Here is a 25,030-nt window from a genome sequence, read left to right on the forward strand (position 1 = left end):
CAGTCTGACTTTCGTATCTGCTTCTCGATTCCAGCACTTGATTCTAGGGCTCTAGCCTAGAGCTCAAGTCTAGGGCTCACGATATATCACCAAGGCACGATATGTCGTGAGCCACACAATTCCACAATTATACATTCTCATTTAAAATCAACAAGTAACAACACAAACCTTTTGGCCTAAGGCTTGCAAAGACCCAGAGTAACGATATCGTCACGCAGTGCTCAGAGTTACTGCGAACACAGAGTGCGTCCAGTAGAGAAGTCTTATGCAAAAAAATAACCTGAATAACACGATAGATAGCCCTGCAAGAGAGCAGCGGATCCCTATAACCCTTCTGCCAAGTCAGCCTCAAAGCCATAAAATCCATATTCGTGAGCAGAAAGGGGATTTCCAGAAGATAAGAACTGGGATGAATAGCCTACTGGTTGCACTATTCTTTCTGCTGCCATTTATCTCTTATGAGGGGCGTCAAGCCATTCTATTTGATCTTAATGAGCAGCAGTTTTTCTTCTTTGGTACCAGCCTTTGGCCACAAGACTTTACCATTTTAGCCTGGATATTTATTGCCGCCGCATTTCTACTCTTCTTTGTCACTGTTTTCTGGGGAAGAGTCTGGTGTGGCTACCTTTGTCCTCAGACCGCCTGGACCTTTATCTATGTCTGGATTGAAACTCGCATCGAAGGTAACCGTAATAAACGTGTCGCCTTAGATAAGGCTCCTTGGAATACTAACAAACTCAAGAAACGACTCTTAAAGCACTACGCCTGGGGCGCGATTGCTCTGTTGACGGGTTGTGGCTTCATCGCATATTTCATACCAGCGCGTGAACTCTATATCGATATTTTTAGCTTTAGCGCCAGCTTTTGGGTGACGACTTGGGTGTGGTTCTTCGCTATCTGCACCTACTTAAACGCCGGCTGGATGCGCGAGCAGATGTGCCTTCATTGCTGTCCCTACGCTCGCTTTCAGTCTGTGATGTTCGACTCCAATACCAAGACTGTTACCTATAATGCCAAGCGAGGAGAAAACCGCGGGCCACGTAAGCGTAACCGAGCTCTCAATAGCGCAAGCTTATTAGGTGCAAACCTTGGGGACTCAAGTACAGAAAATGCCATCTTGGGAGATTGTGTCGACTGTAACTTGTGTGTGGAGGTCTGCCCTACCGGAATCGATATCCGCAACGGCCTGCAGTATGAATGTATAGATTGTGGCGCCTGTGTCGATGCCTGTAATCAGACCATGGACAAGTTTGGCTATCAGCGCAATCTTATCGGTTACACAAGTGAAAACGCTTTATCAGGTAAGTCAGAACCCTTTTATGAGTCTTACAAATTTATCGGCTACGGGGTTGCGGCCTTACTGATGTTGACGGTGATAGTGGCCGATATCTATACCCGCAATAATATAGAGCTAAACGTGATCCGAGATAGACAGAGCCTATACAGAGAAACCCATGATGAAAAAATCGAGAACAGTTACACTCTTAAGATCCGTAACAAGACTCAACAGACTAGGCTTTATCGGGTCTATGTCTCGGGCAATAGTGGTTATCGACTCGTTGGGCAGGTGAGCTTAAAAATAAAACCCGGCGAACAATTAGATTACCCCGTTACAGTAACTGCCACGCCTGAGTTACTCGCTAGTGCCCGCAATGAGATCACCTTTACCATTGCCGAGCAGCATAACTATGCACAAGTCTCCCAAGAGTCGAGCTTCTTCGCACCGATTTAGGGTTCTTTTAGGTTCTAGGGCGCTACGCTTCGAGAGCGCTGCGCTTCTAGGGCGGGCTCCGCCCTGCTAGGAAAAGCAAAAGAATGACGGGCTAAAGCCCGACCTACAAAAATGCGGTTTAAGCTGCTTTTCCGTCTTTGCTTGTATCGTCTCAGCCTTTCCTAGAACCTAGGCCCTTGCTCGTACCGTAAGCGCAGCGTTCTGTAGTGACGCAGTCACGTTCCCTAGGCCGCAGGCTGTTCGATTGCTCTAAAATCGTCTCAGCTTTTATCGTCTTTGTTTTAACCGTCTTTGTTTTAACCGTCTTTACTTTAATTTTTTCCTAGGACCTTTCTTTGCTTTCCCATCTATTCCGTAAGCGCAGCGTTCTGTAGTGACGCAGTCACGTTCGCTAGGCCGCAGGCCGTTCGACTGCTCTAAAGTCGTCTCAGCTTTTATCGTCTTTGTTTTAACCGTCTCTGTTTTAATCGTCTTTACTTTAATCTTTTCCTAGAACCTTTCTTAGCCTTCCCTAGAACCTAGGACCTTTCTTTGCCCTTCCTAGGGCCTTTCTTAGCTTTCCCATCTATTCCGTAAGCGCAGCGTTCTGTGAGTGATGCAGTCACGTTCCCTAGGCCGCAGGCCGTTCGACTCCTCTTTGCTTTTCCGTCTTTGCTTTTCCGTCTTAGCTTTAATCATCTCAGCTTTCTGCCTCCGATATTTAGAGTAAAAAGTCTAACCCTTACAAGCTGATACACACCGATTCAATACAATTAGCTGGAAACAATTTATTTCAACTTGTTTCAACTTCGGCCATTGACCTTTCGGCTAAAATCGCACTAATCTAAACGCCTGTTTGATTTAAAAGTAAGCATCACCACAAAAATAGTAAACCATCAAAGGGCAATTCAATGGCATACGATTCAGACTCAACACTCGACCTCTCACGCTACGCATCACTCATCGATTTGATTGAACTTGCCAGTGCCCGCTACGGTGAAAAGGCTGCTTATTCATGCCTTGGTAAAGAAACTAGCTTTAATGAAATTAACCGCTATTCTCGCCAATTTGCCGCTTATCTTCAGCAGGAAACCAATCTAGTTCAAGGTGATAGAATTGCGATTCAGCTGCCCAACATTACCCAATTTGTTATCGCCGCTTATGGCGCGATTAAAGCCGGTCTAGTGCTGGTTAATACCAATCCACTCTATACCCAGCGCGAACTAATCCACCAGTTCAATGATTCGAGTGCCAAGGCCTTAGTAGTATTGTCTGATTTATTGCCGAGCTTAACCGAAGTGGTGGCTAGCACTGAGATTGAGACGGTGATCTCAACCCATGCGATGGATTTAATTGCACCGCAACCGCAACCAGAAGTGCCATTTGCAACCGTGCCTTTTTGTGAGGTGTTAGCAAAAGGAGAAGAGCTGACCTACGCGCCGGTGATCAGCGTGCTCGGCCAAATTGCTGCGTTGCAATATACCGGCGGCACCACAGGGTTATCGAAAGGCGCTATGCTCACCCACGGTAACTTAATTGCCAATGCAATGCAGATTAAGTCACGCCTTGGTAGCCGTATCGTCGAAGGCGAAGAGATCTTCGTTGCGCCGCTACCTGTGTACCATATCTACGCCTTTATGGTGAATCTGGTACTCTATTACGAGCGTGGTGGTTGCTCGGTGCTTATTCCTAATCCAAGAGATATCTCAGGGCTTATCTCGACCCTTTCGAAGTATCCCTTTACCGGTTTTGCCGGACTCAACACCCTATTTGTTGGCCTGTGCCACCAGCCAGAATTTAAGGCGCTCGACTTTAGTCACCTAAAAGTGACTATCTCAGGCGGTACCGCACTAACTCAAGCTGCGGCTTCGATTTGGCAGCAAACCACAGGTTGTACTATCTCAGAGGGCTACGGTTTATCGGAAACTTCCCCCGTTGTTTCACTCAACTCACCGGGGCTTGAGCAACTCGGCACTATCGGTAAGCCTGTTATTGCTACCCAAGTGAAAATCTTAGATATGGACGACAACGAAGTGGCCATTGGTGAAACGGGCGAACTTGCCGTATTTGGTCCCCAGGTGATGTTAGGTTACTGGAACAACCAAGCTGAAACCGACAAAGTGATGACAAAATCCGGCTTCTTTAAGACCGGCGACATTGCGGTGGCCACTGAAGATGGTTTCCATAAAATTGTCGACCGTAAGAAAGATATGATTATCGTCTCCGGCTTTAATGTTTACCCAAATGAGGTTGAAGATATCTTATCTAGCCATGAGGCTATTTTAGAATGTGCGGTGGTTGGTGTTAACGATGAACGCAGCGGTGAAGCGGTGAAAGCCGTGGTCGTGCTCAATGATAGTCATGCAGACAAAGACCAAGCCATCGCGATAATAGATAGCTATTGTCGTGAGCAACTTACCGCCTATAAAGTGCCTAAAATCATCGAGTTTGTCGATGTTTTGCCTAAGTCTACCGTCGGTAAAATATTAAGGCGCGAGCTACGCAACTAGCTGAAAATGAGCGCTTCGTGGTTTATCACTTTTAAAGCAAAGAACCCAGTTTATGCTGGGTTTTTATCTTTTGTTTACTAAGCAGGCCGAGCTTAACTTACCAGCATTAGCCTTAGGCTCCTTTTTTAATTCCATATTTCACTCTAACTCTGCTTTACCCAGATGATCTGCTCAGTAGCAAAGCCGAGCTTATTAGCCTGCTCAATAAACTGCATCTTAAGCGCGTCATTCACCTCGGGGGTACGCGATAAAAGCCACAGATAATCACGGTTATAACTGGTGATAAAGGCGTATTGATAATCTTGTTTATCTAACTCATACACCACATACGCACCATAAAACGGCCCAAAGAATGACACTTTCAAATGGCCGATATCTGGGCTATCGACGAAGTAGGCTTTGCCCTCAGCTTCATCCCAGCTTTGCTCCGATTCAGAAAAGCCGCGATTAATCACCTTAACGCCGCCATCATCTTTCATCGAGTATGTCGCAGTGACTTGACTAAGCCCACGTTCAAAGCTGTGATCGAGGCGCGCTATTTCATACCAAGTGCCTAAGTAACGCGGTAGCTCAAATTGCGTTACTGGCTCGATGCCACTTGGCAAACTCGTGCAGCCACTAAGCAAGAAATAACAGAGCAAAAGTAATTTTTTCATAGTGCCTCCCTAGCGTATTTCTCTTCATTTACGTTTGAAATACAAGCAAAGATCACCTCATCTTATACTCACCTAACAAAGAGAACGGCATTATCCAAGTTATTCATTTAAAATTTCCTGTTCTCTCACAAAAGAGAAATTAAGACGCTAGACCTGAGTCAGATCAATACGTCTGAACAAAAAACAGACAATACTATTCGTATAAATGCATATTGTAAGAATAAGGTGATCGTCATGCGTATCCTCTTTACTCTGCCCATTACTGCCATATCACTACTTGTATTAGGCTGCGGAGGTTCTGACTCTTCATCGCCTCCAGAAGCCCCCTTACTAGGTACACTCAATATCGCCATTTCAGATGCCCCTATGGCACATATTGATAAAGTCGAACTCGTGCTCAATAAGCTGGTGATGACAGATCCCTCGGGGAAGCAACATCAATACAATCTAAACAATCACCATCTCGACTTACTCAACTACCAAGGGATGGAAAGTCATCTGGTTGTCGATGGCCTACCTATTGCCGCCGGTCATTATAAAGATGTTCATTTTATCTTAGCCGATAAAGCTGATAGTTCAGGCTGTAGTATCGAGAACAATAGTGGACGACATCCTCTAAACATAGAAGAAAATCGTTTGCCTTTGCATGACTTTGTGATTGAGCACAACCAAGCCATGTCGATAACCATGGAGATCAATCTCTACCAATCTATGCATTTAACCTCTGGTGAATATCACCTAGACCATCGAGGAATTTACTCTATTGATAATCGAGAGATGGGGCACCTTATAGGAGAGGTCGACCCTCAATGGATTGCCGATTGCGAGACCAAGCATATGGATAAAGCTCCACTCGGAAGCCAGTTCACTCATATGGCTTACCTGTATTCCTCCGATGTTAACCAACTAGAGCAGATGGCAGACATCAGTCCTACCCGAACAGATAATAGACATTCTCCATTTGCTGTCAGCCCTATTCATCAAGACCATCAGGGAAATTGGTCTTTCTCTGCGGGATACCTCCCAGCTGGCGATTATCGTATTGGCTACAGCTGTTTAGCACATTTAGATGATCCCGCCACAGATGATATAAATCAGGGGCAATTTAGCCTATTTACAGAAGCAGGTTTAGTGAGCATTGTCGATGGTGGTCGGCAAACGAATCACCAATGTGGTAATGGACATGGCGGGCATGGCGGACATGGGTAAACATACCCGCCCTGAAATAGCTTACCCACCATCGTCGCTTAGCAGCTGTAAGCTGGCAAACTCACGGTAGAGTTCGCTGCTTTGCATAAGTTGTTGATGGGTGCCGCTTGCCACTACCAGCCCCTTATCCAACACTAAGATACGATCTACATTGATCACCGTAGCGAGGCGGTGCGCGATAATTAACGTGGTTTTAGCCACCATTAAACTATCAAGCGCTTGCTTGACCTTATGCTCGCTCACGGCATCGAGTGCGCTGGTAGCCTCATCGAGTAACAGAATAGGCCTGTCGGCAAGAATGGCGCGCGCAATGGCGATACGCTGCTTTTGTCCGCCAGATAAACGCACGCCGCGCTCACCTAAATAGGTGTGATACCCGTCAGTAAACTCACAGATAAATTCATCAGCTTTGGCGGCAATGCAGGCCTGCCTCACCTCTTCCTCAGTAGCATCGATACGACCATAACGCACGTTCTCTAATACGCTAGTGGCAAATATCACCGACTCTTGCGGCACCAGAGCATATTGCTGACGCAAGGTTTGCGGGCTCAATTTGGCGATATCGACGCCATCAAGCTCAATTGAGCCACTATTAAGCACATAAAAGCGTTGTAGCAATTCAAACAGTGTACTCTTACCTGCGCCGCTAGCGCCAACGAGAGCGACACGTTCACCGGGCTGGATATGAATATTGAGGCCACGAATAACTTCGCTGTGATTAGAAGCTCGCTCAGGGCTAACTTCTGAACGCTCAAGGCTGCTTTCAACACGCTCAGGACTGCTTATTGGCTCAAGGCTATCCCCCTCAACTCGCTCAGGGCTGCTATCGCTCATATTGCTATAGCTAAAGCGCACATCTTTAAGCACTAGCTCACCGCGAACGGGCATAGTTAACTGGAGCGGGTTTACTACAACGGGGATGTCGATTGGGGTTTCAATCAGCTCGATTAAGCGCTCAGTAGCACCTGCTGCACGCTGGATTTCACCAATCACTTCACTGATGGTTGCCACCGAGCCTGCAACCATGACCGCGTAAAACATAAAGGCTGACAGTTCACCGGCGCTAATCGCCCCGCTCATCACATCGTGTGCGCCAACCCAAGTCACTAATGCTATGGCCAAGATACTTAAAAACATCACTAATGAAATGAGTATCGAGCGGTACTTAATCCGCCCCTTCGCGGCGTCCATTACCGCTTCGACGCGGTTGTTAAACAGGGCTCTATCAGTATCTTCATGGGAGTAGGCTTGCACTGTGTGGATCTCGTGCAAGGTTTCATCCACATAGGCGCCTAAATCGCCCACTTTATCTTGGCTTTTTCGCGATAAGTCACGCACCTTACGGCCAAAGAAGAAAATCGGTCCCAGCACCATAGGGACGGCTAACAAGACTAAGCCTGTCATTTTAATGCTGGTGATAGCCATCATCACGATGCCGCCAATTACGGTCACGCTGGCGCGAAGTGCCATCGACAGGCTTGAACCAACAACCGATTGCAGCAAGGTGGAATCCGCAGTAAAGCGAGAGATCACCTCACCGGTTCTAAGTTTGGCGTAGAAAGCGGGAGAGAGCTTGAGTAGATGGTCATACACTTTTAAACGAATATCAGCGCTAACGCGCTCGCCCAGCCAAGTCATTAAATAAAAGCGACAAAAAATAGCACTGCTACTCAATGCTGTAATGCCTATCACTAACAAGATAATCTCATTTAAGCGTGACCCGTTATCTTTTAAAAAGCCCTCATCGACCATCAAACGCACGCCTTGCCCAAGCGATAACCAGGCTAAGGAACCGATAAATAAAAAGATAATCGCGGTGATAACTTTAGCCCGATAAGGTTTTAAAAATGCGCCGATCCAAGGCAAGACCGCCCGCTGACTCACATGAGCAAGCGTTACTTTGCTATCACTTGCCTTAGCCGCTGCTTGATTGCTCGATGAGTTCTTATCGCTTTTGGCAACAGAAGAAGCGTTTTGATTCAATGCAATATCCCTAATCTTAAATAATACTAATTGCCATAGAGTAAAAATGGAAACAACAGCAGAATAACAAAACCCACGCAAAGGCGGGCTATATTTATTTGTATTAGAATACTTATACAGGTTCTGTAATGCGCTTTTTAAACACTTCGAGTACACTCTACACCTCTAAAACACAGTTCACTGTCGGCGTTAATAGCCAAACATGAACAGCACTTACTGAGAGTTTACTATGGCAAATATTGTTTATATTGCGACTAGCCTTGATGGCTTTATTGCCGACACTGACAGTAAGGTCGATTGGTTACATGACATTCCTAATCCAGATGGTTCAGATCTTGGCTTTAGTGATTTTATGGCGCGAATTGACGCATTAGTTATGGGACGAAATACCTTAGAGATTATACTCAGCTTTGACATAGACTGGCCGTACACTAAGCCTGTTTTTGTTCTCAGTAATACGCTGACAGAATTGCCAGAAGCATTGATGGGTAAAGTATTTTTAATAAACGGTCCACTTAAACAAGTCGTGGAACAGCTTAATAACCAAGGCTACAAAAATCTCTATATCGATGGCGGCAAGACCATTCAAGGCTTCTTGCAAGAAGACTTAATTGATGAAGTTATTATCACCACCATACCTGTATTACTTGGTGACGGTATTCCGCTATTTGGTAAGCTCGCTTCGCCACTTAAATTTAAGCATGTCAAAGCACAGCGCTTAATCGATTGCCTAGTGCAAAACAGCTTTGTAAGACAAAGATAACCTCATCAAAGACGAGCATAATAATGGCTTGCTGGTATATTGTTGTTTCGCTAATCAGCATCACGCTTAAGGTTAATCCTGTTAAAGCTGGATGCTGGATGCTGGATTGATGACCTTATGTAAAACAGCCTTATACTAACTAGCTTTGCACTAAGCCGTTTTTAAGACAAAATAACCTCATCAAAGACGAGCATAATAATGAATCGTGTCATCATCGTTTTAGGCTCACCAAATGATAACCTAGGTAACCTATCTGATATTGCTCTATCTCGCTGCCAAGCCGCTTTCGAGCAATATCAGCAATGGCCTGATAGCAAGCTGTTACTTACCGGCGGATTTGGCGAGCATTTTAACCAAACCAATACCGCTCACGCGCTTTATTGCCAAGCGTATCTTATTGACCGTGGCATATCTAAAAGCGCATTTACCAATATTGCCCTTAGCCGCTTTACATTTGAAGATGCCACTCTGTCAAAGCCCATCATTGAAGAGCATGGATTTGACGAGCTTTGCCTTGTCACATCGGAGTTTCACCTTCCCCGCGCCAAGCTTATTTTTAGTGGCCTTTTCCCCAATTTAAGCTTTCACTATGTAGCCACAAAAACCCCGGTCTCTGAGAGCCAATTACAACAGCTTATCCAGCATGAACTCTCAGTAATGGATAGAGAGCGAGAGAATCTGGCTAAGATTTAATTATTGCTCTTATTCTGGCTCTTGATATACGCCGTTGCTACACAAGACCCTCTTCTAACTCCCTCTTTCTAACTCCCCTATCTGAGCCCCACTCTAAATACAATTCTAGGGCGAGAGTACCTCCACTCGCGCAAGCGCACTGCACAACTCAAAGGAGAGCTGATATAGTGCGTTTATTCTTCGCTAGGCATTCATAGACTTATGGCAGCAACAAACAATAAAAAAACCACTAATAAACAAGTTGGTTCTAAACCATCTGCGGCAAAAAAAGTGATTTCTGATGAAACTAAAACAGAAGCACTACAAGTCGCTAAATCAACACAAAAACCGGGGCAAACTAAAGAGCAAACTAAACTGATTGCTCAAGGAATTGAAAAAGGCATTGCCGAATACAAAAAATTGCAGAAAGGCAAAGCTAGAGAGCGAGATAAAGCCCGTAAACAAGAGACTAGAGCTAAGGCTCGTGAAACAAAATTAGATGCTCAGGACCATAGTAATATTGAAGATCGCGCCGCCAGTCCCTATCTGCCATGGGGATTGCTAACAATAAGCTGGATTGGCTTTATCGCCTATATTATTTTAACCAAGTAATTTTTTTCGTTACAGAGACGAGTTTTCAAAGCCAATATCAATCCGTTTAAAAGTACGAGAATAAGCACTAGCAAGTCACTTGTTAGTGCTTTTTTATTTTCGCAATTCATTGTTTAGCATTTAATAAATTGGTATAAGCTGATATTAAGCTGGTGATGATAAATCTATTCATAATTTGTCATAAGTTGTCTTATCTCATTCATTGATGCCCTCATCACTATTCACATTATCTAACTATACTTACCCTAATCAAAAAATATGGATTAGCTGGAGCACACGGTCATGACTGAGCAATGTCCCCCGAAAGAACAGGTTAGCAGCAAGAAAGATGAGCTTAAGGCCTTAGGCTTTATCATCTTTATTTTATTCCCAGCATTAGCCGCCACGTTTGTAAGCGTATACGGCTTGATCATCTGGATATCACTTACATTTAGTGGCGTTGCGTCTCACTAATTTCAATAACTAATTTTAAATTTATTACGAGGATGCCGTTATGAGATGGTTACTTAACATCTGGCGCACACTAACTAAACCAGCTAAGTACTTAACTTTAGGTGCTGTTAGCCTTTCCGCATTCCTAATGGGAATTATCTTCTGGGGCGGTTTCCATACTGCGCTTGAAGCGACTAACACCGAAGAGTTCTGTATTAGCTGCCACAGCATGGAAAGCACTCCATACAAAGAACTACAGCAAACAGTGCACTTTTCTAACCATTCAGGTGTTCGTGCAACCTGTCCAGATTGTCACGTACCACACGACTGGGGCCGTAAGATTGCCCGTAAGCTAGAAGCCTCTCACGACGTATACGGCTGGTTATTTAACACTGTTAATACACCTGAAAAGTTTGAAGCTAAACGTCTTGAAATGGCAAGCCGTGAGTGGAAACGTTTTGACCGTGATAAGTCAGCAGCTTGTAAAAACTGTCACCAATACGACTCTATGAAATGGGACAGCATGTCTAAGCTTGCAGTTAAGCAGATGAAGCGCGCTGCTGAGCTAGATCAAAGCTGTGTTGATTGCCACAAAGGTATTGCACACAAACTACCAGAAATGGGTACCGCTCGCGCTCCTGAGTTGATTGCAGAAGTTGGCCACGGTGTCAGCGGTGTGCAAGTGGGTCAAACTTACTTCACTGCATTGACTAAGCCACTATTCTTCAATGACAAAACTGACGTTGAAGCCGGTACGCTTAATATTGCAACTAAGGTTAAGATCTTAGAAGTAAAAGGTAATCGCGCCAAAATTGGTATCGATGGCTGGAGAAAGAAAATCGGTGCTGGTCGCGTGATCTACTACGACTTTGGCTTAAACATTTTATCGGCTCAGCTGACTAAAGACGCTGCGCTTGAAGAAGGTGTGATTAAGACTTTCGAAGAAAAAGAAGATCCAATGACCGGCCTTAAATGGCAACGTGTTGAAGCAGATATCTGGACTGATACAGACTACTTGCTAACAGACCTTCAACCTCTTTGGGACTACGCTCGTAGCACATACAGCACAGCATGTAGCGTATGTCACACTCAGCCAGCTGAAGCACATTTCGATGCCAATACTTGGCCTGGTATGTTCCAAGGCATGATCGCATTCGTCAACATGGATCAAGATACCCAAGCTTTGGTACAGAAGTATTTACAAGAGCATTCATCTACTTTCGATAAGTCAGCTCACTAATAGGACATAGCGTAATGAACAGAAGAGACTTTCTAAAAGGCTTAGTAGGAACATCTTATGTCGTACTTAGCGGTTCATCAGTACTTGCACCGCTAAACGCTTTAGCGGCAGCTGGTGCAGATGCGTCTGACGGCTGGCTAACCACAGGTTCGCACTTTGGTGCGTTCAAGATGAAGCGTAAAAACGGTGTAATCTCTGAAGTTAAACCTTTCGATACCGATATGTATCCAACGGATATGATCAACGGTATTAAGGGCTTAGTTTACAACCCGTCACGTGTTCGCTACCCAATGGTGCGCCTAGACTTTTTATTAAAAGGCCACCAAAGCGATACCACACAACGCGGTGATTTCCGTTTTGTACGTGTCACTTGGGACAAAGCATTAGGTCTATTTAAAGATTCGCTTGATCTTATTCAAACCAAGTATGGTCCATCAGGACTACACGCAGGGCAAACAGGTTGGCGCGCAACAGGTCAGTTGCACTCAAGCACCAGCCACATGCAACGTGCAGTAGGCATGCATGGTAACTTCGTTAAGAAGATTGGTGACTATTCAACAGGTGCAGGGCAAACCATTTTGCCTTACATCTTAGGTTCTACCGAAGTTTACGCTCAAGGTACCTCTTGGTCGTTAATTCTGGAACATTCTAAAACCATTATTTTATGGTCGAATGATCCATACAAGAACCTACAAGTCGGCTGGAATGCTGAAACACACGAGTCTTATGCTTACCTTGCTCAGCTAAAAGAGAAAGTAGCCAAAGGCGAAATTCGTGTGATCAGCATCGATCCTGTCGTCACGAAAACACAGCAATACCTAGGTTGTGAGCAACTTTACATTAATCCGCAAACCGACGTAGCGTTAATGCTAGGTATTGCTCACGAAATGGTAGACAAGAACCTTCATGATAATGCGTTTATCGAAGGTTACAGTTTAGGCTTCGATAAGTTCTTACCTTATATTAAGGGCCAAACTGACGGCGTTGAGAAAACCCCTGAGTGGGCAGCAGAGATCACAGGCGTTTCTCCTGAGATCATCCGCGACCTTGCTAAGGTAATGACTAAAGACCGTACTCAGATGTTGATGGGCTGGTGTATTCAGCGTCAACAACATGGTGAGCAGCCATACTGGATGGCGGCGGTACTGGCAACCATGATAGGTCAAATTGGTCTTCCTGGTGGCGGTATTAGCTATGGTCATCACTACTCAAGTATTGGTGTACCATCTTCAGGAGCGGCAGCACCAGGTGCGTTCCCTCGTAACCTTGATGATGGCCAGAAGCCTATTTTTGATAGTACTGATTTCAAAGGTGCGAGCAACACGATTCCTGTCGCCCGTTGGATTGATTCAATCCTAGAGCCAGGTAAAACCATTGACTCGAACGGCTCTAAGGTCACTTACCCAGATATCAAGATGATGGTGTTCTCTGGTAACAACCCTTGGAACCATCACCAAGACCGTAACCGTATGAAGAAAGCGTTCCACAAGCTTGAGTGCATCGTGTCAATCGATATGAACTGGACAGCGACTTGTCGCTTCTCTGACATCGTGTTGCCAGCTTGTACAACGTTTGAACGTAACGACATCGACATTTATGGCGCATATGCAAACCGTGGTTTGCTTGCAATGCAAAAGATGGTTGAGCCGTTATATGAAAGTCTATCTGATTTCGAGATCTTCACTCGCTTTGCCGCATTACTTGGCAAAGAGAAAGAGTACACTCGCGGTATGACTGAGCACGACTGGTTAGTGAAGCTTTATAACGATTGTAAAGCGGCAAACGCTGGTAAGTTTGAAATGCCTGAATTCGACGAATTCTGGAAAGCGGGTTACGTTTACTTCGGTGAAGGTAAGCCTTGGGTTCGTCATCAAGCATTTAGAGACGATCCAGAGATCAATCCATTAGGCACACCATCGGGTTTGATTGAGATCTTCAGCCGTAAGATTGCTCAATACGAGTACGATGACTGCCCTGGCCACCCAACTTGGATGGAAAAAGCAGAACGTAGCCATGGTGGTCCAGGTTCTAAGAAGCACCCTATTTGGATGCAGTCTTGCCACCCAGACAAACGTTTGCATTCACAGATGTGTGAATCGCAAGAGTTCCGTGAAACTTACACAGTTAATGGACGCGAGCCTGTATACCTAAACCCTGAAGATGCTAAGCAACGCGGCATTAAATCAGGCGATGTGGTACGCGTGTTTAACGACCGTGGTCAGCTACTCGCTGGTGCAGTGGTATCGGATAAATTCCCACAAGGGGTTATTCGTATTCAAGAGGGTGCTTGGTATGGTCCTGTAGGTAAAGACGGCAGCAAAGAAGGCGGTGCAGAAATCGGTGCAATCTGTAGTTATGGTGATCCAAATACCCTAACGCTAGACATTGGTACCTCTAAGCTTGCACAGGCTTGTTCGGCTTATACCTGCCTTGTTGACTATGAGAAGTATCAAGGTAAAGTACCAACAGTCAGTTCATTTAGCGGCCCGGTTGAGATTGCATTATGATTAAAGATGCTGTGAACACAGAGTCTGTAGAGGTTAATCCTGTTCATCAGGTTAGAAGCACTATTTATCAATTACTTTCGTCACTGTTTGCCAAAGAAATTGATCATAAGATCTTACATGACTTAACCAGCGAGCAGGCCAAGCACTTTTGGGCTCAGCTAAGCAGTGAAGTCGATTTCAAGGCCGATGTCGATATCTTGGTAGCCGAGCTTGCCAAGCTTAATACCGACAAGGCATTACTGGAGCTTGCCGCCGATTATTGCGGTCTGTTCTTGGTCGGTACTAAGTACAGTGCATCGCCTTATGCCAGCTTGTATCTTGATAGCAAGCCAGCAGCGAAAGGCGAAGAGCCTCTACTCTTTGGTGAACAGCATCAGCAGATGACTCAATTTTTAAAACAGAGCCAGCTGCAGGTACAGAGTGAGTTTCCTGAGCCAGCCGATCACATTGCAGTGATCTTGGCCTATGTGGCTCACCTTTGTACCCATAGTGATGAAGCCGAGCAATACAGCTTTATCAAGGCCAACTTAGCTAACTGGCTTGGCAACTTTGTGGCTAAAGTGACTGAGGTTGATACGGGTCACTTCTACCAAGCTTTGGCTCGCCTCACCTACTCTTGGGTGAAGTCTGATGCCGACTGGCTTGAGTCTGAATTGAACTAATCCCTCATTGATTAGGAATTAGATTTAAAAAGGGTGATGAACTTACGTTCATCACCCTTTTTTATGCCTGCAGATTTATCTACTTAAGCTTTAGGCTGCTCAGCTATCCAACTCTGCAAGGCAGTTAATGACGCTTGCCACAACGCCTTTAGAGATTCATGTTCAGTTTCTTGGTACTGGCTTGGGCTTATTGCTGACTTCTCTAGCAACTTACATTGCTCTGATAGGCTAGCGAGCCCCATATTCGCGCTACTGCCTTTTAGGGCATGCAAAATATGACCAACATCCGCATCGTTTTTGAGCAAGCCTTCAAAGTGCGTCTCACTGGTTTGTTGATAAATCTTAGCCAACTCGATGACCGTCTCTAAACCCAAATACGTTAAGTCTTGGGTTAGCTGTCCTTCATCGAGTAATGCGGTTTTATCATCTAGAGCAGCCTGTTTGCTCATGGCTGTTTTCTCGCTCATGGTCGTATTCTGGCTCATGACAGTATTCTGGCTCATGACAGTATTCTGGCTCAAGGCTGTTTCAGTCTGACTATCGATACCTTGTCGTGGTTCGGCGTTTCCAAGCCAGCTCGATAAAGCCTGCATATCTAAGGGTTTCATCAAGACTAAGTTGAACCCTTTCTCTTTATAGTTCTCCATATCATCGGCCTGTAACTGCGCGGTAAAGGCCGCTATTTCGACTTGATGTCCAGCTTGCTTGTTCACCTCTTGTAGCTCAGCGAGTAGCTCTATACCCGAACCATCACCGAGTTGGATATCCAACATGACGGCATCGAACTGCTTAGCAGTTTGTACCGTATAGGCTTTCCTTGCAGCTTCGCAGCTCTTTGCTAGCACAGAGCTATGACCTAAGTGCGCCAAAAAGCCCTGTGCCACCATGGCGTTAATCTTATTGTCTTCAATCACTAACACATTTTTTGATACAACAGTTTGCGCCTGTGTTTGCAATTCAACATCTGGGCTATCACAAATAACGAGTGGCAAACTAAAACCAAAACAGCTGCCCTTGCCAACTTCACTATTTACCCAGACGCCTTCATTGCTCAATACTATATCGGAGGCCAATCTTTGATTATTGCAGTAAGCGCTAGTATCACTGTTCATTAGCTCAACAAGCTGCTTACTGATGGCTAATCCTAAGCCTGTACCACGGTCTCGGCCTTTACTCGGCTCATTACTGTATGCCTTAAATAGCTTTTTCATCGCCTCAGGATCAATTCCTACACCAGTATCCTGAACTTTAAACTGTAGCGAGTCATGTTTAACTTCGACAGTAAGCTCCACCTCACCTTGAGGAGTAAACTTAATCGCGTTACCCAGCAAATTGAGCAGCACTTGCCTAAGCTTGGGACCATCGATATACACCCACTTAGGTAAGTCGGTATGCTTTGAGCTCAGGGTTAAACCAGCAAGCCCTGCACCGGCGAGCATAATGGCCACCACTTGTTCCAGCAACTCATTGATATCCACCGCTCGTGGTTCATTGGCCAGTTTTCGCTGCTCCAAACGTGAAAAGTCTAAGATATCATTCAATACGGTCTGCAATAGCGTGCCACTATATTGTGATAGCGCTAACATCTGCTGTTGCGCTGCTGGCAGCTTTGAGTGTCCAAGTAAGGTTAAAGTGCCTAAAAGCCCATTGAGAGGCGTGCGGATCTCATGACTCATGGTCGCTAAGAAAAGCGATTTAGCCTGATTAGCTTGCTCGGCCATATCTCTGGCAAGCACATGGCCTTTAGCCTCTTTATCGAGCTGAATATTGGCTTCTGCTAGCTCCAATGTTCGAGCTTCAACCTTTGCTTCAAGAGCCTGTTTATGTTCATACAGCTCTGCTGCAGTTTCTCGCAGTTCGGCCTGCAGCTTTTGGTTATGATCCGTTTTCTGCTTAAAAGCTTTAATCGCACTGGCCATCGCCGCTAATTCATCATCACCTTGAGTATCGATGGTGACCGCAGTATTACCTAAACTGAGCTGAGCCAATGCCTTAGTCGCGGCATCGAGCTTAAGGGCAATACCTCTATAGATGACCTTATAGACCACCACAAAAATCACCAGAAACATCAGCAAACCCGTCATCCATAAGCCTAATTTCGACCAGGTTAACTGCTTGAGATAGTCGCTTCTGGCATTATCAGCCTCCAAACGTTGTAACTGCATGGCATTAGCAACCACTTCATTGAGCACATCCAGTTTATCTGTGATGGTTTGTAGCTGTAACTCCTGCGCTCGATGATACTTGGTGTACTCTTTCTGCAAGGCGAGGCTACTGGGTAGCGTTTGCAATATCGCAAACTGCTTAGCTAAGGTATTGGCTCTATCCGGATCACGAATAATATGAGTCAGACTCGAGAGAGAGCTAAGGTATCGACTCTCTGAGTCCCCTATGCTCCTATCTAAATGATTGATTCCCAGAGGATCGGAATGTGTCAGCCCTTTCTTCTCTTGCGGGGTTGCAGCCGCTGTTACCCGACCACCTAGGGTGCCCATTAGCGGGTAAATACCAGACTCTAACTCGGGAGATTGGAACATCTGTCCCATCAGGGCGATGTTATGCACGATTTTAAGTGCTCGATTAAGCCGCTCTTGAGTATCTAAGTCTTGCTCTATCAGGGTATCGAGCAACTGCGATGTTTTCTCAGCTCCCACCGCATCAGGGTAAGCCAAACTCAGTTTAGATAAGATCCCCGAATCGACGATTGCGAGCTCTGCGAGTAACAGTTCGGTACTTTCATTTGCCGCGTTAACTAGGTCTTTACCCTGCTTCTTCAGGCTATAGGCAACTTGAATACGTTGGCCAACCAGCTCTCCTAAGTCAGAGGTGTCGACAATAATCTCAGAAGCACTCTGCTCAAGACTCAGGTCGAAATTCACTTCAAGCGCCTTAAGAATTTTAATCGCACTTAGCATGGTTGCACTTTCAATAGACAGCTTACGCCCTACAAACTGCCGCTGTACCTCATCTTGTGTCTGGCCTAACTGCCCGGCATTCTCAGCCAAAGCATTACTCGAAAGAGCCAACTGACTTGCCGCCTCAGAGGCGGGCAATGCTCTGTTGTATAAGTATTTATCCGCCTCTTGAACCCAGCGCAAACTCACGCTGCCTAAACTAACCAGCAGTAGCAAGAGTAAAGCGAGTAAGCCAAAAGCCAGCATAAGACGACCAATTAGACTTTTTCTCGATAGAGATAATTTAGGCAGAGGGGATTTTGGCAAGAACAATACACTCACTGTTATCTGTTAAGCTGATACAATATTAATCCTTTACTCATTCGATTCATAGAGACGTTATCCATGGTTAAAGTTTTGCAGCAGCGAATATTACTCGTTTTTGGCTTAAGTTTTTTAAGCCCTATTGTCAGTGCTGCTACAACGCCGTCATCTTGGTCGCTTGAGCAGAGAATTCCCTACGAAAAAGTCTTGCAACAAACTACGCCCTTACAACTTACACCGCTCACCTCGGCTAAGAAAAGTTGGCGCATTTGCGCCTTAGTACCACATTTAAAAGACACCTACTGGACAGGTATTAACTACGGATTAGTACAGCAAGCTAAAGCGTTAAACCTTAAGCTGGAACTGTTCGAAGCAGGTGGTTATTACGGCCAAGAAAAGCAACTGACTCAACTCGATAACTGCATGAAGCATAGCTTTGATGCCATTTTACTCGGTGGTGTGCGCCCAGATATTTTAGATTTTTATCAAGCGCCTATCACTAAACCTGTGATCGCTCTCGTCAATCGACTCAAGCACCCTAAAGTCAATACCCGCGTAGGGGTTAACTGGTACCAGATGGGTTTTATGGCGGGAGAGTACATCAAGCAGCAAGCCAAAGAGCCTGTTACTCTTGCGCTATTAACGGGTCCTGACAAACTCGGCGGAAGTGACCATGTGGAGCAAGGGGTGTCGGCGGCACTGAAAGACAGTTTAGTCTTCATCAGCGCCGTGCATCACGCCGATAATAACCGCAACCTTTATCGAGATGAACTAGAAGCCTTACTCAGTGAGCAAACGCCCGATTATATTCTCGGTAGTGCCGTTGCCATCGAAGCGGGTGTCAGCATACTGAGGCAATATCAGCTTACCGATAAAGTGAAACTCATCAGCAGCTATCTCTCTCCTGCAGTCTTGCGTGGGATCTATCGTGGCAAAGTGGCGTTTAGTAACGACGATCAGGTAGTGCTACAGGGAAAACTGGCTATCGACATTACGGTGAGGGAGTTAGAGGGGGCTCAAGCATTTGGCGATATAGGCCCAAAAATCAAAACCCTTTATCCTAAACATATCAGTAAAGATGTACTAAGAACCAGCTTGCCACCCGCAGATTATTATCCGATTTATCGGGTCAATACTGCATATTAAGTAGCCTTCACCATTAACGGTTATAAATAAAGTGCTGGATAACTTATTGCGCACATCAATGAAGGAAAATGACATCGACAACCTGTTGGCAAAAATATAAAAACAGCTCTAACGAGTAAGCTTTAGTCTTTCACTTTAGCCGCAAACAAGTAGCCTTCGCCGTGCACGGTGACAAACAAATCAGCAGATAACTTATTACGTAAACGACGGATGATCACGTCGATAGTTCTATCATTTACGTCCTGATCTCTGTGACTGGTTTGCAGCATTAAACGCTCACGAGATAGTACCTGTTGGGGATGCAAAGAAAATGCAGTCAGCAACTCAAACTCGGCTTTAGTGAGCTTGATTGACTCGCCATTGTGGCTCAGCTGGCGGCTATTGAGCTCTAATATATAGTCGTTAAAAGCGATGATATTGTCATTCGGGTCGTCTTGCTCGGCACTATCGGCAACGGCTTTCTTCACTAGCGACATACGCCAGAGTAGGTTCTTAACCCTAACCAATAACTCTCTGAGTTCGAAAGGTTTGGTGACGTAATCGTCGGCTCCCATCTCTAGGCCAACAATCTTATCTATGGTTTCATCACGCCCTGTCACTAGAATGATCCCCACATGACTTCTGCTTCGCAGTTCACGTGCAAGGCTCAAACCGTCAACGCCGGGTAAGTTAATATCAAGCATGACTAAGTCGATATGTTGGCGATCAAATTCGTGCCACATCTGGTCACCATCTTGAGCTTCGAGTACTTCATAGCCCTCTTTCTCAAAATACCCTTTTAACCTAGCCCTGATAACTGCTTCATCATCAACAACCAGTACTCGGTAGCCCATATATCACCTCAACCCTAAACCGCTTTTATCTATAAAAGTGTTTGCCTTTACCAATCGTACTAAAGATGTAATTGGTAATAAACGCGGCACATAATATACACAAGTTAGCACGTAAAGCGAGCTGTTGCGGACGCAAGTAATAAACCGATTTAAAGTCAAAGAGATAAAAAACAAAACCAGACACAAAAAAGCCAACTTATACTAAGTTGGCTTTAAATGCATATGCTCAGCTTATCAAGCAGGCAAGATATTAAAAGCTTTTGCTCACACCGAACACGACACGGTCATCGAAGATTTCAGTTTGTGTGCCGTAGACTAAGTGAGTGTCATCGACTGAACTTCCGTGGTAACGCAGATCGAATGTTAGGCCAACATAGTTAGCTTCAACACCTAAGTTCCAGTGAGTCCAACCCTCTGCGCCTTCACCATCAAGATCTTGATAACCAAATGAACCTGATAGTTTCACACCATTATTGAAATCATAGCTTGGGTGAATGGCGTAGTTCACGCCTTGCCAACCATCAACACCAAACCAGTCATCTAGTGTTGGGGTGACTTCAAGCTGAACATTGGCTTGGCCAAACTGCTTAGCGACTCGCACCCAAAGCTCTGTGTAGTTTGAGTAAGAAGCGCCAGGATAAAGATATGAGAACACCATAACATCATAGGTAAAGCCGCTGTCACCAAATGCGCCGGCCTTACCAATATAAGGTGCGGTGACGATTTCAAGGTTTGGATCGGCAAACTTGATGTTTGAAGCAAATACACCTGTGTACCAGCCATCATCATTGCCCCAGCCTAGCGTGCCTTGAACCACTGGCACATCGCCATCCATGGTTTCTGACTCACCACGGAAAACATAATCGGTAGCGAACTTAACATTACCGCTAATTTGACCACCGAGTAACTCGTTGTCATCGGCGGCAACAGCTGAACCCATACTCGCCATTGCTAAACTTCCAAGCATAATCGCATGTGTAAATTTCATAATCATCATCCCAATATTTTCGATCTAAGTTATCAATCTAAAATCTCAACCTAGGCGGTTAATTGATTAATCTAAGCTTAGCAATATCAGCTAATACTAATCTAGATTTTCGCCTAAGTTTACAATCTAAGTTTTCATCTAAGCTTGTATCTAAATTTAGGTAAAGCTTACTCTCAAGTTATTAACAACCTTGAGAGTAAATATGAATTAATAAACCAACATTATGAACAAATATGAATAGCACACGACAAAGTACGACCTAGCTCGCCTTTCTCAGCAGCAGCGCTTTTAGCTCCTCGATCTGTACTTTCAGCTCGGCGACATCCGCAGCGCTAGCGGATTTGCCTGTTAGATCATCGGCAGCCTCTTCACCTCTCATGGCGGCAGTTTCTTGGGTCATCACATCTAACACTGCCCCTACCATCATATTTAAAAACACGAATGCTGTTAAAAAGATAAAGCTTAGATAATAGATCCAGCTTAGAGGGTATACAGCCATGGTCTCGTACATGATCGATGTCCAAGACTCGAAGGTTGAGATCCTAAACAAGGTCAGCATGGCAACTGAGACATCTCCCCAGAGAAAGTCATTTACATTGGCAAAGAACATACTGCCTACTGCGCCATAGATATAGAAAATCACAAACATCAGCAAAGCGATATAGCCCATTCGGGGGATAGCCTTTAACAGCGCATTCACCAGCATTCTTAGCTCAGGGATCATAGACACTAAACGCAGCACTCTGAAGATCCGCAGCAGACGGGCTAATAGAATGGCCGAGCCACCAGCAGGAATGAGGCTACCAATAACAATCATGGTGTCGAACACATTCCAGCCGTTGCTGAAAAATCGCTTAGGGCCGTCACTGGCAAGAAAACGGATCACAAGCTCAATGGCGAAAAATACCGTAATACCGATATCCAGTACGACTAAGCTCTGCTCCATCCACGCTGGAAGATGATAGGTATGCGCGCCAATGGATAACGCCGACACCACGATGACAAAAATAACAAAACCTTGAAAAACCTTACTATTGTCAATCAACTTAAGCTTTGACTGCAGGCCAGAAACGTTCGCAAGCACACCTTGCTCCTTTAGGGTAAAAGAGAATTAAATAAGCATGCACTCAATGGTGTGAGTGCATCGGGGCGCGAAGTGTAATGAACAAGGCTTAATTTTGTGTTAAATCAAGCCCGGCAAGTGATGTAAAGCTGGAGGGAAATATGACTAACTCAAAACAGATTCTATCTGAGCAAGGTGCTGCTCAACCCAATCTCGATTGATTGCCCCCCAATGGTTTATCCGGTAAAAACCCGCATTATTGCGTTCGCCATCTTGCACAAACTCGCACTCAATCGTTAAGTCACCCAAGACGGCTATCGCATCTTGAAGGGTTCGACGGGGCATTGCAGTCTGCTTATGCAGTGACAATAAGTTATGTCTTTCACTATCGATTAGGTAAGCAATATAGAGCTTTCGAAAAAAAGCGCTTTGCTGTTTTGAGGCAGTAAGGTTTAGGCTCATAACATTCTTATATTTAGAGTGATTCAGACAAACTACTTTATTTACAACAAATAACAAGCAATAACTGTGATTCAGTTAGCTGACTCGCCATAGCCAGAAATGTTGCCAAATATGTCTTGCAGTAGCGATACAAGCGTACATGCTGATATAGTCAAATAGAATAAACCGCCTTGAATGAACAGCCTTAAATATAAAGACGAGAGTTGAAATGGATAGCAGCAAAAATATCAGCAACGATGCTGACTCTATTAACGAACAAGCTTGCCATGCTCTAATTGCACCGAGTGAGTGGCAAGGCTTCGACCTGGTGCCTCTCCAGCCTGTCGATAAACGCCATTACACCCAAGTGCTATGTGAAAGCCTAGTACTTGGCATTATCGCGTTTATTGGGGTGTCTCTGGCCTTGGTTCTCCCCAGAGAACTTCAACTCCCCCTTTTGCTAGCTATACTGACAGGCCTACTGCTGTTATTAGGAGCCATCAGTTACTTAAGAGACCGACACGCTAGGTCGTTGGCTTACGCAACATGCGAGCATGAACTTATCATGCAAAAAGGCTTTTGGTGGGTTAAACGTATCTCCCTTCCCTATTCGCGACTACAACATGTCAGTCTGTCTCATGGTCCGCTTGAACGTCATTTTAATCTATCTACCATTAAGTGCTTCAGTGCTGGTAGCGGCTCGGCTGAAATAGAATTACCCGGTATAGAGCAGCACACTGCTGAACACTTGCGTCAGCATCTGCTCGCTCAGGCGGCTAAGACCAATCCGCAAGTGCCGTTAGAGATAACTTCGCAAGAGAAAGAACGCGATGATGTCACCAAGACCATAACCTCGGAAAAGTCTAACGATGACGCATAAATTTTCACAATGGTCTTCGCTATCGGCTTGGTCAATTATCAGCTTTACCCTGCTGACGACAAGACAATTATTGAGTAGCGGCTATGCCCTTATTCCAGTTGTCTATACTGGTTGGCAACAAGGCTTTAGCAGCCCATGGGTCATCATCGCAATCCTAGCTGTAGTAAGCCTCATCTCTATTTTTAGTGTACTGCAGTGGCTAAAGTTTCGTTTTAGAGTAGAAACCGATAAGCTCAATATCAGACACGGTATTGTGTTTAAAAAAGCCGATGAGTTGCCCTTCAGTAAAATTCAAAATGTGCGCTTAGAGCAGCCGCTTTACTTTCGCCCAATGGGGCTCTATCGCCTCGTTGTCGAAACCGCAGGCTCTAAAGAAAATGAAGCCGAACTGTCGGCTCTAGCCTACAAAGATGCTCTCATCCTTAAAAAGCAGTTAATGGCAGAACATGATGCCCATACTCTGCAAAATGAGCACTCCAGTAACCCATCACAAGGCCAACATACATCTAAACAAGTTAATACCATTAGCCGTAAGAGCCTTAAACAGCTGGTGCTATTTGGGCTTTATCAAAATAACGCTATTTGGCTAGCCGTCATTTTAGGTCCCATCTTCGGTCAACTCGATTGGGAGTCGATGGAAAACCTGCAATTGATGCAAGCATTTATGGCTTGGTACGACAGCCATATTGCTGTCAGCCTGATGCTGCAACTCATGTTCGCCTTTATGGCGCTGGTTGGTTTCTATCTGCTATTTTCGCTACTTTCTATCACCTCAGCCGTGTTGAAGTACTCTCCTTACCGACTTAGCCGCAGCGGCAATACGCTGCATCGCACAGGTGGGATTATTGCTAAGCAAAACGATGCATTGGCGATAAAGCGCATACAGGTCATTAAATTCTACCAACCCTTAATAGGCCGCTTACTCAAGCTGTGGACAGTCTACTTTAAACAGGTCCAGGGACATGAAGTCGAGCAGCGAGGCAGTACAAACATGCTGGTTCCCAGCATGAGCCATGACGATATTATTCGGCTTCTACCCGAGCTTAAAGGCGTTGAAGCTAGCTCGACTCAGCTCCCCAAGCAATATCAACACATTCATCTAGGCTGGTTCTGGCGTCGTGGGCTACTGCCACTACTCGTCCCGGCAATTAACACCTACTTTATCGGAATAAACCTGTTTACCGAGCTACTCTGGATAGGTGCTAGCCTATTTTGCATGGGGATTTACTTAAGATACCGCCAATATGGCTACATGATCGAAGGCGACAACCTTTGGTTTCACTCAGGATTACTTGGGCGCAGCTGGCAGCTTATCGCACTGACTAAGGTTCAGCATGTTTCGATAACACAATCACCCAATCAAAAACGCAGTGGCTTAGCTAACCTTGAAATTGGCCTCGCCAGTGGTACAGTAAAACTGCCTTATATCTCAATCATTGCCGCGCGAAAAATTGCAGAGCGATCCCTCGCGCTTATTCATAACGATCATCGAAACTGGATATAG

Annotated in this window: 20 protein-coding genes; 13 read left to right on the forward strand and 7 right to left on the reverse strand. The window is 45.2% G+C overall.

Annotation, left to right across the window (positions count from 1 at the left end):
• Positions 1–265 precede the first annotated feature (265 nt).
• Entirely contained in the window at positions 266–1,732 is a 1,467-nt protein-coding gene (gene ccoG / locus Q1A86_RS15490; protein WP_299808226.1) for a cytochrome c oxidase accessory protein CcoG, read from the forward strand.
• Positions 1,733–2,622: 890 nt separating this feature from the next.
• Positions 2,623–4,221 (forward strand): AMP-binding protein, encoded by a 1,599-nt coding sequence (locus tag Q1A86_RS15495; RefSeq protein ID WP_299808229.1) that lies wholly within the window; start codon positions 2,623–2,625, stop codon positions 4,219–4,221.
• 143 nt (positions 4,222–4,364) lie between these two features.
• Here the strand turns inward: Q1A86_RS15495 and Q1A86_RS15500 are convergent, their stop codons facing one another.
• The gene (locus Q1A86_RS15500; RefSeq protein WP_299808232.1) at positions 4,365–4,877 is read right to left on the reverse strand and encodes a lipocalin family protein; all 513 of its coding nucleotides are present in this window, start codon (positions 4,875–4,877) and stop codon (positions 4,365–4,367) included.
• A gap of 234 nt (positions 4,878–5,111) precedes the next feature.
• Between Q1A86_RS15500 and Q1A86_RS15505 the strand changes: the two genes are divergently transcribed.
• Positions 5,112–6,086 (forward strand): DUF4382 domain-containing protein, encoded by a 975-nt coding sequence (locus Q1A86_RS15505; protein WP_299808235.1) that lies wholly within the window; start codon positions 5,112–5,114, stop codon positions 6,084–6,086.
• Positions 6,087–6,107: 21 nt separating this feature from the next.
• Here Q1A86_RS15505 and Q1A86_RS15510 read toward each other — a convergent pair whose 3' ends face one another.
• On the reverse strand, positions 6,108–7,970 hold the full coding sequence (locus tag Q1A86_RS15510; protein ID WP_299808325.1) for an ABC transporter transmembrane domain-containing protein: 1,863 nt from the start codon (positions 7,968–7,970) through the stop codon (positions 6,108–6,110).
• Positions 7,971–8,298: 328 nt separating this feature from the next.
• On the opposite strand from Q1A86_RS15510, the gene Q1A86_RS15515 reads away from it, so the two are divergent.
• The 7 genes from Q1A86_RS15515 to torD all read left to right on the forward strand — a co-directional run bounded on the left by Q1A86_RS15515 (position 8,299) and on the right by torD (position 14,957).
• Positions 8,299–8,832: a dihydrofolate reductase family protein gene (locus tag Q1A86_RS15515; protein WP_299808238.1), complete on the forward strand. Its 534-nt coding sequence runs from the start codon at positions 8,299–8,301 to the stop codon at positions 8,830–8,832.
• Between the two features lie 198 nt (positions 8,833–9,030).
• Entirely contained in the window at positions 9,031–9,525 is a 495-nt protein-coding gene (locus Q1A86_RS15520; protein WP_299808241.1) for a YdcF family protein, read from the forward strand.
• Between the two features lie 201 nt (positions 9,526–9,726).
• Complete coding sequence (locus tag Q1A86_RS15525) at positions 9,727–10,116, forward strand: DUF2956 domain-containing protein (protein ID WP_299808244.1); 390 nt, start codon at positions 9,727–9,729, stop codon at positions 10,114–10,116.
• 282 nt (positions 10,117–10,398) lie between these two features.
• The gene (locus Q1A86_RS15530) at positions 10,399–10,569 is read left to right on the forward strand and encodes a periplasmic nitrate reductase, NapE protein (RefSeq protein WP_012156555.1); all 171 of its coding nucleotides are present in this window, start codon (positions 10,399–10,401) and stop codon (positions 10,567–10,569) included.
• A gap of 40 nt (positions 10,570–10,609) precedes the next feature.
• On the forward strand, positions 10,610–11,788 hold the full coding sequence (gene torC / locus Q1A86_RS15535; RefSeq protein ID WP_299808254.1) for a pentaheme c-type cytochrome TorC: 1,179 nt from the start codon (positions 10,610–10,612) through the stop codon (positions 11,786–11,788).
• A 14-nt stretch (positions 11,789–11,802) separates the two neighbouring features.
• Complete coding sequence (torA, locus tag Q1A86_RS15540) at positions 11,803–14,295, forward strand: trimethylamine-N-oxide reductase TorA (protein WP_299808257.1); 2,493 nt, start codon at positions 11,803–11,805, stop codon at positions 14,293–14,295.
• Positions 14,292–14,957, forward strand: coding sequence for a molecular chaperone TorD (gene torD, locus Q1A86_RS15545; RefSeq protein ID WP_299808260.1), 666 nt, complete (start codon positions 14,292–14,294; stop codon positions 14,955–14,957). Before torA ends, torD begins: the two co-directional genes overlap by 4 nt.
• Positions 14,958–15,040: 83 nt before the next feature.
• Here the strand turns inward: torD and torS are convergent, their stop codons facing one another.
• On the reverse strand, positions 15,041–18,184 hold the full coding sequence (gene torS / locus Q1A86_RS15550; protein WP_299808327.1) for a TMAO reductase system sensor histidine kinase/response regulator TorS: 3,144 nt from the start codon (positions 18,182–18,184) through the stop codon (positions 15,041–15,043).
• A gap of 72 nt (positions 18,185–18,256) precedes the next feature.
• On the opposite strand from torS, the gene torT reads away from it, so the two are divergent.
• Entirely contained in the window at positions 18,257–19,321 is a 1,065-nt protein-coding gene (torT, locus tag Q1A86_RS15555; protein ID WP_299808263.1) for a TMAO reductase system periplasmic protein TorT, read from the forward strand.
• 122 nt (positions 19,322–19,443) lie between these two features.
• Here the strand turns inward: torT and torR are convergent, their stop codons facing one another.
• From torR to Q1A86_RS15575, 4 genes are all read right to left on the reverse strand, one after another.
• Positions 19,444–20,154, reverse strand: a complete 711-nt coding sequence (gene torR, locus Q1A86_RS15560; protein WP_299808266.1) for a two-component system response regulator TorR — start codon at positions 20,152–20,154, stop codon at positions 19,444–19,446.
• A gap of 250 nt (positions 20,155–20,404) precedes the next feature.
• Positions 20,405–21,151 carry a TorF family putative porin gene (locus Q1A86_RS15565; RefSeq protein WP_299808269.1) on the reverse strand — a complete coding sequence of 249 codons (747 nt, stop codon included), beginning with the start codon at positions 21,149–21,151 and terminating at the stop codon, positions 20,405–20,407.
• 250 nt (positions 21,152–21,401) lie between these two features.
• Complete coding sequence (locus tag Q1A86_RS15570) at positions 21,402–22,226, reverse strand: ion transporter (protein WP_299808272.1); 825 nt, start codon at positions 22,224–22,226, stop codon at positions 21,402–21,404.
• Positions 22,227–22,370: 144 nt separating this feature from the next.
• Entirely contained in the window at positions 22,371–22,667 is a 297-nt protein-coding gene (locus Q1A86_RS15575) for a winged helix-turn-helix domain-containing protein (RefSeq protein ID WP_299808275.1), read from the reverse strand.
• A gap of 208 nt (positions 22,668–22,875) precedes the next feature.
• Between Q1A86_RS15575 and Q1A86_RS15580 the strand changes: the two genes are divergently transcribed.
• Positions 22,876–23,526, forward strand: a complete 651-nt coding sequence (locus tag Q1A86_RS15580) for a PH domain-containing protein (RefSeq protein ID WP_299808278.1) — start codon at positions 22,876–22,878, stop codon at positions 23,524–23,526.
• Positions 23,516–25,030: a PH domain-containing protein gene (locus Q1A86_RS15585; protein WP_299808281.1), complete on the forward strand. Its 1,515-nt coding sequence runs from the start codon at positions 23,516–23,518 to the stop codon at positions 25,028–25,030. The genes Q1A86_RS15580 and Q1A86_RS15585 overlap by 11 nt, the downstream gene beginning before the upstream one ends.

It is taken from the genome of uncultured Shewanella sp. (genome assembly GCF_947497935.1).
Classification (GTDB): Bacteria; Pseudomonadota; Gammaproteobacteria; order Enterobacterales; family Shewanellaceae; genus Shewanella.

Bases quoted from the DNA above. Each gene is read 5' to 3' on its own strand.
- ccoG (WP_299808226.1), top strand. From the start codon at position 266: ATGCAAAAAAATAACCTGAATAACACGATAGATAGCCCTGCAAGAGAG.
- Q1A86_RS15495 (WP_299808229.1), top strand. From the start codon at position 2,623: ATGGCATACGATTCAGACTCAACACTCGACCTCTCACGCTACGCATCA.
- Q1A86_RS15500 (WP_299808232.1), bottom strand. From the start codon at position 4,877: ATGAAAAAATTACTTTTGCTCTGTTATTTCTTGCTTAGTGGCTGCACG.
- Q1A86_RS15505 (WP_299808235.1), top strand. From the start codon at position 5,112: ATGCGTATCCTCTTTACTCTGCCCATTACTGCCATATCACTACTTGTA.
- Q1A86_RS15515 (WP_299808238.1), top strand. From the start codon at position 8,299: ATGGCAAATATTGTTTATATTGCGACTAGCCTTGATGGCTTTATTGCC.
- Q1A86_RS15520 (WP_299808241.1), top strand. From the start codon at position 9,031: ATGAATCGTGTCATCATCGTTTTAGGCTCACCAAATGATAACCTAGGT.
- Q1A86_RS15525 (WP_299808244.1), top strand. From the start codon at position 9,727: ATGGCAGCAACAAACAATAAAAAAACCACTAATAAACAAGTTGGTTCT.
- Q1A86_RS15530 (WP_012156555.1), top strand. From the start codon at position 10,399: ATGACTGAGCAATGTCCCCCGAAAGAACAGGTTAGCAGCAAGAAAGAT.
- torC (WP_299808254.1), top strand. From the start codon at position 10,610: ATGAGATGGTTACTTAACATCTGGCGCACACTAACTAAACCAGCTAAG.
- torA (WP_299808257.1), top strand. From the start codon at position 11,803: ATGAACAGAAGAGACTTTCTAAAAGGCTTAGTAGGAACATCTTATGTC.
- torD (WP_299808260.1), top strand. From the start codon at position 14,292: ATGATTAAAGATGCTGTGAACACAGAGTCTGTAGAGGTTAATCCTGTT.
- torT (WP_299808263.1), top strand. From the start codon at position 18,257: ATGGTTAAAGTTTTGCAGCAGCGAATATTACTCGTTTTTGGCTTAAGT.
- torR (WP_299808266.1), bottom strand. From the start codon at position 20,154: ATGGGCTACCGAGTACTGGTTGTTGATGATGAAGCAGTTATCAGGGCT.
- Q1A86_RS15565 (WP_299808269.1), bottom strand. From the start codon at position 21,151: ATGATGATTATGAAATTTACACATGCGATTATGCTTGGAAGTTTAGCA.
- Q1A86_RS15575 (WP_299808275.1), bottom strand. From the start codon at position 22,667: ATGAGCCTAAACCTTACTGCCTCAAAACAGCAAAGCGCTTTTTTTCGA.
- Q1A86_RS15580 (WP_299808278.1), top strand. From the start codon at position 22,876: ATGGATAGCAGCAAAAATATCAGCAACGATGCTGACTCTATTAACGAA.
- Q1A86_RS15585 (WP_299808281.1), top strand. From the start codon at position 23,516: ATGACGCATAAATTTTCACAATGGTCTTCGCTATCGGCTTGGTCAATT.